Source organism: Mesorhizobium sp. M4A.F.Ca.ET.020.02.1.1 (genome assembly GCF_004022645.1).
Taxonomy (GTDB): Bacteria; Pseudomonadota; Alphaproteobacteria; order Rhizobiales; family Rhizobiaceae; genus Mesorhizobium.
On the sequence record NZ_RZOI01000151.1, the window covers coordinates 1 to 10,098 of the forward strand.

13 protein-coding genes and 1 pseudogene are annotated in these 10,098 nt (G+C 63.5%); 10 read left to right on the forward strand and 4 right to left on the reverse strand.

Annotated elements, in window-relative coordinates; translation table 11 throughout:
- Positions 1-249, forward strand: a 249-nt coding sequence (locus EN742_RS38685; protein ID WP_210214452.1) for a hypothetical protein, incomplete at its 5' end; no start/stop codon positions are given.
- A gap of 57 nt (positions 250-306) precedes the next feature.
- Entirely contained in the window at positions 307-864 is a 558-nt protein-coding gene (locus EN742_RS12490) for an alpha/beta hydrolase (RefSeq protein WP_126059084.1), read from the forward strand.
- Between the two features lie 21 nt (positions 865-885).
- On the opposite strand, the gene EN742_RS12495 is transcribed toward EN742_RS12490, so the two are convergent.
- On the reverse strand, positions 886-1,659 hold the full coding sequence (locus tag EN742_RS12495; RefSeq protein WP_128332856.1) for an HpcH/HpaI aldolase/citrate lyase family protein: 774 nt from the start codon (positions 1,657-1,659) through the stop codon (positions 886-888).
- Positions 1,660-1,816: 157 nt separating this feature from the next.
- Positions 1,817-2,137, reverse strand: coding sequence for a DUF1476 domain-containing protein (locus tag EN742_RS12500; protein ID WP_126054833.1), 321 nt, complete (start codon positions 2,135-2,137; stop codon positions 1,817-1,819).
- A gap of 277 nt (positions 2,138-2,414) precedes the next feature.
- Between EN742_RS12500 and purC the strand changes: the two genes are divergently transcribed.
- The 5 genes from purC (at position 2,415) to EN742_RS12525 (ending at position 5,275) form a co-directional block, all read left to right on the forward strand.
- A complete protein-coding gene (gene purC, locus EN742_RS12505) occupies positions 2,415-3,209 on the forward strand; it encodes a phosphoribosylaminoimidazolesuccinocarboxamide synthase (RefSeq protein WP_126054834.1) in 795 nt (264 codons plus the stop codon).
- A gap of 67 nt (positions 3,210-3,276) precedes the next feature.
- Positions 3,277-3,516 (forward strand): phosphoribosylformylglycinamidine synthase subunit PurS, encoded by a 240-nt coding sequence (gene purS / locus EN742_RS12510; RefSeq protein WP_126054835.1) that lies wholly within the window; start codon positions 3,277-3,279, stop codon positions 3,514-3,516.
- Positions 3,517-4,185, forward strand: a complete 669-nt coding sequence (purQ, locus tag EN742_RS12515; RefSeq protein ID WP_126054836.1) for a phosphoribosylformylglycinamidine synthase subunit PurQ — start codon at positions 3,517-3,519, stop codon at positions 4,183-4,185.
- A 45-nt stretch (positions 4,186-4,230) separates the two neighbouring features.
- Positions 4,231-4,641, forward strand: a complete 411-nt coding sequence (locus EN742_RS12520) for a hypothetical protein (RefSeq protein WP_126054837.1) — start codon at positions 4,231-4,233, stop codon at positions 4,639-4,641.
- 4 nt (positions 4,642-4,645) lie between these two features.
- Entirely contained in the window at positions 4,646-5,275 is a 630-nt protein-coding gene (locus tag EN742_RS12525; RefSeq protein WP_128332857.1) for a Pr6Pr family membrane protein, read from the forward strand.
- A 36-nt stretch (positions 5,276-5,311) separates the two neighbouring features.
- Here EN742_RS12525 and EN742_RS39325 read toward each other — a convergent pair whose 3' ends face one another.
- Positions 5,312-5,533, reverse strand: a complete 222-nt coding sequence (locus tag EN742_RS39325; RefSeq protein WP_245492303.1) for a DUF1127 domain-containing protein — start codon at positions 5,531-5,533, stop codon at positions 5,312-5,314.
- Between the two features lie 114 nt (positions 5,534-5,647).
- Between EN742_RS39325 and EN742_RS12535 the strand changes: the two genes are divergently transcribed.
- From EN742_RS12535 to EN742_RS12545, 3 genes are all read left to right on the forward strand, one after another.
- Positions 5,648-7,057, forward strand: a complete 1,410-nt coding sequence (locus EN742_RS12535; RefSeq protein WP_128332859.1) for a PLP-dependent aminotransferase family protein — start codon at positions 5,648-5,650, stop codon at positions 7,055-7,057.
- 142 nt (positions 7,058-7,199) lie between these two features.
- Entirely contained in the window at positions 7,200-9,440 is a 2,241-nt protein-coding gene (purL, locus tag EN742_RS12540; RefSeq protein ID WP_126054840.1) for a phosphoribosylformylglycinamidine synthase subunit PurL, read from the forward strand.
- Between the two features lie 96 nt (positions 9,441-9,536).
- Complete coding sequence (locus EN742_RS12545) at positions 9,537-9,770, forward strand: BolA family transcriptional regulator (RefSeq protein ID WP_023674714.1); 234 nt, start codon at positions 9,537-9,539, stop codon at positions 9,768-9,770.
- 111 nt (positions 9,771-9,881) lie between these two features.
- Here EN742_RS12545 and EN742_RS12550 read toward each other — a convergent pair.
- A pseudogene (locus EN742_RS12550) lies at positions 9,882-10,098 on the reverse strand (metal transporter); the annotation flags it as partial.

Below are 10,098 nucleotides of genomic sequence, written 5' to 3' on the forward strand. Positions count from 1 at the left end.
CGCGCCCTCAGGCCGACGCGCGACACGCTGACCGGCGTGGTCGCGGCAAAAGGCAGTTCACTCATCATCGTCTCCGTTCGGGCGCTCGAAGAAACTCCCAAAGCCAGAAGCTACGCGCCGCCGATCATCCTACGTCGTGTCAGCCCCAAAATCCCGGCCCTTCAAGGCTATGTTGTCCTGGCCACAGATCGTCGATCGCGATCGTTCACACAAGAGAGCAAGGAGCGAACATGGTGTTCACTAAATTGATGGTGAACGTCGTTCGGCACGGTTGCGCGAAAGGGCGGCGCTCGCTACATGCGCGCCATGAAAGTCAAGGACGCAGATATCCTCATCGTGCCGGGCTACACCAATTCCGGCCCCGAACACTGGCAGACCCGCTGGCAGTCGAAACTGTCGACGGCGCGCCGGGTCGAGCAGGCCGAATGGTCGAAGCCGGTGCGCGAGGACTGGACCGCGAATGTGGCCAGGGCCGTCAACGAGGCCGAGCGGCCGGTGGTGCTCGTCGCCCACTCGCTCGGCGTGGCGGCGGCGGTGCAGGCCATTCCGAAGTTCCAAAGGCCGGTGGCCGGCGCCTTCTTCGTGGCGCCGCCCGACGTCGCCAATCCGGAGATCAGGCCGCGGCACCTGATGACCTTCGGACCCTATTCGCGCGAGCCGCTGCCCTTTCCCTCGATCGTGATCGCCAGCCGCAACGACCCGTTCTGCGCCTTCGACGTCGCGGAAGACATTGCCGGCGCCTGGGGCTCGCTGTTCATCGATGCCGGCGATGCCGGTCACCTTAATGCGGATTCCGGCTTCGGGCCGTGGCCCGAGGGCTCGATGACCTTTGCCAAGTTCCTGACGGAATTGAGGGAACCCTGAGGCGCAGCCGCCCGGTGGCGCTCAGGACCCGATGGAATCGCGCATGCTCTCCAGCAGCGTCTTGGCGCCCAGCGAAATCAGCGTGTGGTCCGAGCCCATGGCGAGCAGCCGGTAACCCATCGCCACGACGCGCCCGGCAACCGCCGGCTCGATGACGTAGATGGCGGCGTGTTTGCCGGCCTTGCGTGTGCGCTCGGCGATCGAGGCGACCGTCTCCATCATGCTTTCCAGCGTCGAATTGACGGTGGCGCCGTTCGACCACGCGATCGAGAAGTCCGACGGGCCGACGAAAATGCCGTCGATGCCGGGCGTCTCGATGATGCCGTCCAGCGCCTCGAACGCCGCCCGCGTCTCGACCATGGCAAACGCCATGGTGCGCTGGTTGGTGTCGCGCAGCCATTCGGCATGATCGCCTTTGCCGTGACGCGGAAAGGCATAGGTCGGCCCCCAGGAGCGCTCGCCGACCGGCGGATATTTCATGGCGGCGGCGAACAGCCTGGCGTCGGCCACAGAGTTCACCATCGGCGCGATCACCGCCTCGGCGCCGAAGTCGAGCGCCCGGCTCGCCATGTCGAAGCGGCCGACCGGAATGCGCACCAGCGCCGGCTTGTTGGCGGCCAGGACTGGCACCAGGCCGCGCAGCACGCTGTCCTCGTGATGGCCGCCATGCTGCATATCGAGGGTGACGGCGTCAAAACCCTGCTTGGCGATGATCTCGACCGTCAGCGCATCCGGCACTCCGGACCATGCGGTGAACAGTGTTTCGTCAGCAGCCAGGCGGGACTTGAGCGACATTTGAACTTTCCTTGTTAACAATCCGCAGTTTCAGCCGGAAACCGCGGCAAAGGCAAAGAAAAACCGCCCGGCTTGGCCGGGCGGTCGATTGGTCCAGTTAGAGCATGATGCCGAAAAGCGTGAAGCGGTTTTCGGGCGACGTCATGCTCATATTGGATCAGGTGTTCTTGATCTGCTCGATCGCCTCGGCCATCAGTTCGTCCATGGTACGACGGATCTGATGGTCCGACTGGTTGACACCGGCCTCGTCGAAATCCTTGCGAATCTTGCGGAAGACGTCGTGGTCGCCGGCTTCCTCGATGTCGGCGACGACCACCTGCTTGGCATAGGCCTCGGCGTCAGTGCCGGACTTGCCGAGCTTTTCGGCCGCCCACAGGCCAAGCGCCTTGTTGCGGCGGGCGGAGGCCTTGAAGCGAAGCTCCTCGTCGAAGACGAATTTGCGCTCGAAGCCCTCTTCTCGGTCTTTCATGCTGCTCATGGCATCCCTCCGGTCAAATCCGATTCGCTTAGGCGTAAATCATGTGTGTTCCCGAAGCACAAACCAAAAGGCCGCGGGCCGGTCAATATGCTACATCACTTGCTGCGCTGCGGCATTTCATTCCCGAAAGCGGTTAATTCGAAGGATTTGCCGATTGAGCAAACCATGTGATTGGGATAGACACCGGCATTGAACACCGCCGTTGCCATACTAATTTAGGCAGACGGACAGGAACTGGTCGCTTGCCGCCTGCCCGGAAATCCAGAGAAAAAATCAAATGAAAAATCGCCGCCGCATTTATGAAGGCAAGGCCAAGATCCTCTATGAAGGACCTGAGCCGGGGACGCTGATCCAGTTTTTCAAGGACGACGCTACCGCCTTCAACAAGAAGAAGCACGAAGTGGTCGATGGCAAGGGCGTGCTCAACAACCGCATTTCCGAGCATATTTTCAACCATTTGAACCGCATGGGCATTCCGACCCATTTCATCCGGCGGCTCAACATGCGCGAGCAGCTGATCAAGGAAGTCGAGATCATTCCGCTTGAAGTCGTAGTGCGCAACGTCGCCGCCGGCTCGCTGTCGAAGCGCCTCGGCATCGAGGAAGGCACGGTGCTGCCGCGCTCGATCATCGAATTCTACTACAAGGCCGACGCGCTCGACGACCCGATGGTGTCGGAAGAGCACATCACCGCTTTTGGCTGGGCGAGCCCGCAGGAGATCGACGACGTCATGGCGCTGGCCATCCGCGTCAACGACTTCCTCTCCGGCCTGTTCATGGGCGTCGGCATCCAACTCGTCGATTTCAAAATCGAGTGCGGCCGCCTGTTCGAGGGCGACATGATGCGCATCGTCGTCGCCGACGAGATTTCGCCGGATTCCTGCCGGCTGTGGGACGTGAACACGCAGGACAAGCTCGACAAGGACCGTTTCCGCCGCGATATGGGCGGACTGGTCGAAGCCTATCAGGAAGTCGCCCGCCGCCTCGGCATTATGAACGAGAACGAGCCACCGCGCCCAACTGGACCGGTGCTAGTCGCCTCCACCGAGCCGCCCAAGGGCTTGAAGCACTAACTGCCAGACCGGACTTGCCCGTGGCGGCGAAACCGGCGCAAGCCGCACTGATTTCTCAGGAGTATCGATGAAAGCCCGTATCACCGTCACCCTCAAGAATGGCGTTCTCGACCCGCAGGGCAAGGCGATCGAGCATGCGCTGTCCGGGCTGGGCTTTGATGGGGTCGGATCGGTGCGCCAGGGCAAGGTGTTCGACGTCGAGCTTGCGGGGACCGACAAGGCCAAGGCCGAAGCCGACCTCAAGGCCATGTGCGACAAGCTTCTGGCGAACACCGTTATCGAGAACTACGCGGTGGAGATCGCCTAGATGAAATCAGCCGTCGTCCTCCTGCCTGGCCTCAACCGCGACCGCGACATGATCGCAGCGCTGACCAAGATTTCCGGACAGGCGCCGGCCACCGTCTGGCAGACCGACACCGAAATCCCCGATGTCGACCTGATCGCCATCCCGGGTGGCTTCTCCTTCGGCGACTATCTGCGCTGCGGGGCGATCGCGGCGCGCATGCCGGTGATGCGAGCGGTGGCCGAAAAGGCGGCCAAGGGCGTCATGGTGATCGGCGTCTGCAACGGCTTCCAGATCCTGGTCGAGGCCGGCCTGCTGCCCGGCGCGCTGATGCGCAATGCTTCGCTGAAATTCGTCTGCCGGCAGGTGAAGCTCGAAATCGCCAACGCCAACACCATGTTCACCCGTCGCTATCAGCCCGGCCAGATCATCCGCTCGCCGGTGGCGCATCACGACGGCAACTATTTCGCCGACGCTGAGACGCTCGCCCGCCTCGAGGGCGAGGGACAGGTGGTGTTCCGCTACGCCGACGGCACCAATCCGAACGGCTCGATCAACGATATTGCCGGCATCATCAGCGAAAAGGGCAATGTGCTTGGCCTGATGCCGCATCCGGAAAACCTGATCGAGGCGGCGCATGGCGGCAACGACGGCCGGGCGCTGTTCGAAGGTGCCCTCGGCATCGCCGCTTGATTATCTCCTAGGACATTGCTTTCAGAACGCGGGGGCGGCCTGACCATGAGACTGACGATTGCTCGCCTTGCTCTCCTGGCTGCCGCCGTGCTTGCGCTCGCCGCCTGCCAGTCGAGCCCGAAGAGCGCGCCGCCGCCCTCGGGCAAGAGCGCCTCGCTGCTCGCCATGGAACAGGTGGCGATCGCGGCGCATAAATGCTGGATCGCCAGCAAGGATCCGGCCTTCAAGCCCTACCAGATGGCCAATGAGCTGAATTCGTTCAGCGGCACGCCGCGCTTCCTGCTGGTGCCGGCCAAGCATTATGGCGGCAAGCCGCTCCTGGTTGTGCAGGCGCAAGGCAATTCCAGCCGCATCGACGTCTTCGGCCCGCTGATGGCGGACCCGCTCGGCGCGCGCATCGGCTCCGACATCGCCCGTTGGCAGGCGGGCAATCCGTCCTGCGCTGCGGCCGCCTGAGGCCATGGGCCGTTTCCTGCAGCGGGCGGGACTGGCCGTCGGCCTGATCGGACTTGTCCTGCAGGCATGCATCACCATCCCGGCCTCGATGGAAGCCGGCCGCAGCTTCCTCGGCTCGGTCGTCTTCCTGTTCAGCTTCTTCACCATCCTGACCAATATCGGCGCGGTGCTGGTGCACACGTCGCTGCTGTCGCCGTCAGGCTATGCGTGGTTCCCGGCCTTTGCCGGATCGCGGTTGCGGGCGGGCGTGGCGGCGGCGATCGGCCTCGTCTTCATCGTCTATGCGACGGTGCTGGCGCGACTGTGGCAGCCGCAAGGCCTGTTCCTGCTCTGCGATATCCTGCTGCACTATGTGACGCCGGCGCTGTTCGTGCTGTGGTGGCTTGTCGCCGGCGCCGACGGCACCACGCGCTGGCGCGAGATCTCCTGGTGGATGGTCTACCCGCTCGCCTATCTGGCCTATGTGCTGCTGCGGGCGCCGATCGCCGGCGAAGTCCCCTACCCGTTTCTCAGCGTGGAGAAGAACGGCGCGGCCAGCGTCGCCGTTTCGGCGCTGGCCACAACCGGACTGTTTCTGCTGCTGTGCGTCATCGCCGTCTTCGCCGATCATTGGGTTGCCCGGCTGCGGAAATAGTGTTCGGCGCCATCCGAATCCTTCGACGGCGTGAACTCAATCCCAGAACGGCCGGAGGCCTTCGCGATGCGCATCGCAGCGCGAGACGCCGATATCCTTGAGCTGCTCGTCCGTCATCTCCAGCAAGGCCAAGCGGCCGCGGCGGCGGTCCAGCATCCGGTCAATCTGCCTCATAACGGAGCCGAGCACAAATACGAGGCGGTCGACGAAGCCATTGCGAGCCCGTGACTTCGTGCGCCCATCCAATCCGGTGCCGATGTAATGAATTGTGTCGTATCCATCTTCGTTCTACCTTGTCTCGATTGTATCCTATCAATCGCAGACTTCATATGGATTGACTCATCGTGCGGCACAATATAGAAAATTGTCACCATGACAAATTGGCTTCCAGACCTCTCTTCCGGCTCAGGCCCGCTGTATCAGCGTCTTGCTGACAGCATTGAATCAGATATCGACAAGGGCGTCATTGATGCCGGTGCAAAACTGCCGCCGCAGCGTGACCTCGCTTATGACATCGGCGCCACCGTCGGTACCGTCGGCCGCGCCTACCAGTTGCTGCGCGAACGCGGCCTGGTCAGCGGCGAGGTCGGACGCGGAACATATGTACTTGCGCAGCGCGCCGAGAACCCGAAGGTCGAGTTGCAGCTTGCCGCGCAAGGAACGCGCCCCATCGATGCACCAAGCGGCAAGCTGCGCTTCGACAGCACCGCAGCGCCTGATGTCGGTCAAGGCGCAATCATTGCCGAAATTCTGGCCCGCACGGCAGAGGACCATCCCCATGACATTTCGAGCTACACGAGGGATTTTCCCGAGCGCTGGTACGAGGCGGGAAGCCGCTGGCTGTCGCGCAATTCCTTCCGCCCTTCGCCCGATTCAATCGTGCCGACGCTTGGCACCCATGCGGCGGTGATGGCAGCGATCGCGGCGCTCACCATGCCTGGCGACTACGTCGTCTTTGAGCATCTCACCTATTCGCAGATTTCGCGCAGCGCCGGCCTGATCGGCCGCCGAACGGCACTGGTTGCGACCGACAACGAAGGCGTCGACCCCGAGGATTTCGAACGCGTCTGCGCGCAGAAGCATCCCAAGGTGATGTTCCTGATGCCCACCGCGAAGAACCCGACCTTGGTGACGATGCCAGCGGAGCGGCGGCAGGCGATCGCGCAGATCGCGCGCGAATACAATGTGGCGCTAATCGAGGACGATCTTTATGGCGATCTGACCGACGATCCAACGCCGTTGCTGGCCGAATATGCCCCCGAGCGCACAATTGTCGCCGGAGGCCTGTCGAAATCGGTTGCCGCCGGCGTGCGCGGCGGCTGGCTTTCCTGCCCGCCAGCCTATCGCCATCGCATCCGCGTCGCGCACAAGATGATGACCGGCGGCCTGCCCTTCCTGCTGGCCGAGGTCGGCACCAGGCTGGTGATGTCCGGCCAGGCTGGCGATATCCGTAAGCATTGCATCGCCGAGATCCAGGCGCGCATCGCCATCGTGCGCGAGACGCTTGAAGGCTTCGACTTCGAGGCGAGAGACAATGTCCCCTTCGTCTGGTTGACCTTGCCGGACCCGTGGCTCTCCGGCACGTTCAAGAATGCCTGCCTGGCGCAGGGCGTGCTCATCGACGATGAGGACGAATTCAAGGCAGGCCGCTCCGAACAGGTCTTCCATGGCGTGCGTTTCGGCGTCTCACAACCGCGCCAGGATAAGGATGTCGCCGGTGGCGTCGCGGTGATCCGGCGCCTGCTCGATGAAGGCCGCGCCGGCTACGACAGTTTTTCCTGAGCTCGGCCACGCCTGATCCCGCAGCCTCCGCCACCTTGTGGCTTTCCGCCGTTTTTCGTCAATCTATGGGGTGTATCGGCCTCAAGCTTGCGATAAGAGGGGACTCGAATTCCCCTCTCCCACGGATACAAAACCGCCGCCCATGACCATTTCCAATTCCGTGCCGATCACCCCGGAGCTCATTGCCGCGCACGGGCTGAAGCCCGACGAATATCAGCGCATCCTCGATCTGGTCGGACGTGAGCCGAGCTTTACCGAACTCGGTATCTTTTCGGCGATGTGGAACGAGCACTGCTCCTACAAATCCTCGAAGAAATGGCTGCGCACCCTGCCGACCAGCGGCCCGCAGGTGATCCAGGGACCGGGCGAGAATGCCGGCGTGGTCGACATCGGCGATGGCGACTGCGTCGTCTTCAAGATGGAGAGCCATAACCATCCCTCCTACATCGAACCCTACCAGGGTGCTGCGACCGGCGTCGGCGGCATCCTGCGTGACGTCTTCACCATGGGCGCAAGGCCGGTGGCGGCGATGAACGCGCTGCGCTTCGGCGCGCCGGACCATCCGAAGACCAGGCATCTGGTGGCCGGCGTGGTGTCCGGCGTTGGCGGCTACGGCAATTCCTTCGGCGTGCCGACGGTCGGCGGCGAGGTCAATTTCGACCCGCGCTACAACGGCAACATCCTGGTCAATGCCTTCGCCGCCGGCCTTGCCAAGACGGATGCCATCTTCCTGTCCGAGGCCAAGGGCGTCGGCCTGCCGGTCGTCTATCTCGGCGCCAAGACCGGTCGCGACGGCGTCGGCGGCGCCACCATGGCCTCGGCCGAATTCGACGACAAGATCGAGGAGAAGCGGCCGACCGTCCAGGTCGGCGATCCCTTCACAGAGAAATGCCTGCTGGAGGCCTGCCTCGAACTGATGGCCTCGGGCGCGGTCATCGCCATCCAGGACATGGGCGCGGCCGGGCTCACCTGCTCGGCCGTAGAGATGGGCGCCAAGGGCGACCTCGGCATCGAGCTCGACCTCGACAGGGTGCCGGTGCGCGAGGAGCGCATGAGCGCCTATGAGATGATGCTGTCTGAAAGCCAGGAGCGCATGCTGATGGTGCTGCGCCCCGAGAAAGAGAAAGAGGCCGAGGCGATCTTCCACAAATGGGGTCTCGACTTCGCCATCGTCGGCAAGACCACTGACGATCTGCGCTTCCGCGTTCTGCACCAGGGCGACGAGGTCGCCAATTTGCCGATCAAGGAACTCGGCGACCAGGCGCCTGAATATGATCGCCCCTGGGTCGAGCCGAAGAAGCCGGCGCCACTCGCGGTCGGGGACGCACCCAGGGCCGATGTCGCCGATGCGCTGCTCAAGCTGCTTGGCGGGCCGGACCTCTCCTCGCGCCGCTGGGTGTGGGAGCAGTATGATACGCTGATCCAGGGCAATTCGCTGCAGCTTCCGGGCGGCGACGCCGGCGTGGTGCGCGTCGAGGGCCATGCGTCCAAGGCGCTCGCCTTCTCCTCCGACGTGACGCCGCGCTATTGCGAGGCCGATCCCTATGAAGGCGGCAAGCAGGCGGTGGCCGAATGCTGGCGCAATCTTACCGCCACCGGCGCCCTGCCGCTGGCGGCCACCGACAACCTCAATTTCGGCAATCCGGAACGGCCGGAGATCATGGGCCAGCTGGTCGGCGCGGTGAAAGGCATCGGCGATGCCTGCCGCGCGCTCGGCTTCCCGATCGTCTCGGGCAATGTCTCGCTCTACAACGAAACCAACGGACGCGGCATCCTGCCGACACCGACGATCGGCGGCGTCGGGCTGATCGCCGACTGGTCGAAAATGGCGCGCGTCGGCTTTGCCGGCGAAGGCCAGATGATCGTGCTGGTCGGCGCGCCGGCGACGTGGGGCAGCCATCTCGGCCAGTCCGTCTTTATGCGCGACATCCATGGCCGCGGCGACGGCCCGCCGCCGCCTGTCGACCTCGAGCATGAAAAGCGCGTCGGTGATCACGTCCGCGCGCTGATCGCCTCCGGCATTGTCACCGCCGCGCATGACCTTTCCGACGGCGGCCTTGCCGTGGCGCTGGCCGAAATGGCCATGGCGTCGGGCATCGGCGCCACCATCCCTGGCCTTGTCGGGACCGATCCGATCCCGGTGTTCTTCGGCGAGGACCAGGGCCGCTACCTGTTGACGCTGTCGATCGACCCGCAAAGCAAGGAATGGGACGCCATTCGCGAGGAACAGGGCAAGCTCGGCATCTTCGCGCCCTGGATCGGCTCGACCGGCGGCCGCGACCTGAAACTCGGCGAGGCGCGGGCGATCCCGGTCAGCGAATTGACCGCCGCCCACGAATCCTGGTTTCCTCGCTTCATGGCAAACGAGGTTGTGGACCCATAATATTTTGGTCGGGATGGCGCCTTGTGCGCCTTTGGAAGTGGTGCATCCGCCATCCGGGCCATATCTATGAGATCAGTACCTGATAGGAAAACCCGCATGGCAATGGATGCCCACGACATCGAACGGCTGATCAAGGAAGGCATTCCGGACGCCAAGGTGACGATCCGCGACCTGGCCGGCGACGGCGACCATTACGCCGCCGAAGTGGTGGCCGAGAGTTTTCGCGGAAAAAGCCGCGTCCAGCAGCACCAGATGGTCTATGACGCGCTGAAGGGCAATATGGGCGGCGTTCTGCATGCGCTGGCCCTGCAGACCAGCGTCCCGGATTGAGGCAGCCGGACGGCTCCGCGTGGAACCTTTCATCGAAACGCTAACCGTTCCAGATCCTTGTTTTGACGGAGTTCCGGACGGAAAACCGTTTTCATACTTTCCTGGGATTGCTCAGATCTTCACCAGCATCGCCGTCAGGTACATGAAGCCGACGCCGGCGGCCAGGCCGGCCATCGCACTCGGAGCAAGCAGTGCCCGCGTGCCGTCGGCGCGCTGGCGAAGCTGCATCGACACGAGTTCAACGATCACCTGCAGGATTGCGCCGGCACCGACCGCCAGCGCCAGCGCCGACCATTGCGGCGCATAGGCGAGGCTGCCGATCCACAGG

Excerpts from the sequence above, each read along its gene's own strand:
- purC (WP_126054834.1), top strand. The coding sequence starts at position 2,415 with ATGAAAAATCGCCGCCGCATTTATGAAGGCAAGGCCAAGATCCTCTAT.
- EN742_RS12535 (WP_128332859.1), top strand. The coding sequence starts at position 5,648 with ATGACAAATTGGCTTCCAGACCTCTCTTCCGGCTCAGGCCCGCTGTAT.
- EN742_RS12490 (WP_126059084.1), top strand. The coding sequence starts at position 307 with ATGAAAGTCAAGGACGCAGATATCCTCATCGTGCCGGGCTACACCAAT.
- purQ (WP_126054836.1), top strand. The coding sequence starts at position 3,517 with ATGAAATCAGCCGTCGTCCTCCTGCCTGGCCTCAACCGCGACCGCGAC.
- EN742_RS12520 (WP_126054837.1), top strand. The coding sequence starts at position 4,231 with ATGAGACTGACGATTGCTCGCCTTGCTCTCCTGGCTGCCGCCGTGCTT.
- purL (WP_126054840.1), top strand. The coding sequence starts at position 7,200 with ATGACCATTTCCAATTCCGTGCCGATCACCCCGGAGCTCATTGCCGCG.
- EN742_RS12495 (WP_128332856.1), bottom strand. The coding sequence starts at position 1,659 with ATGTCGCTCAAGTCCCGCCTGGCTGCTGACGAAACACTGTTCACCGCA.
- EN742_RS12525 (WP_128332857.1), top strand. The coding sequence starts at position 4,646 with ATGGGCCGTTTCCTGCAGCGGGCGGGACTGGCCGTCGGCCTGATCGGA.
- purS (WP_126054835.1), top strand. The coding sequence starts at position 3,277 with ATGAAAGCCCGTATCACCGTCACCCTCAAGAATGGCGTTCTCGACCCG.
- EN742_RS12500 (WP_126054833.1), bottom strand. The coding sequence starts at position 2,137 with ATGAGCAGCATGAAAGACCGAGAAGAGGGCTTCGAGCGCAAATTCGTC.
- EN742_RS12545 (WP_023674714.1), top strand. The coding sequence starts at position 9,537 with ATGGCAATGGATGCCCACGACATCGAACGGCTGATCAAGGAAGGCATT.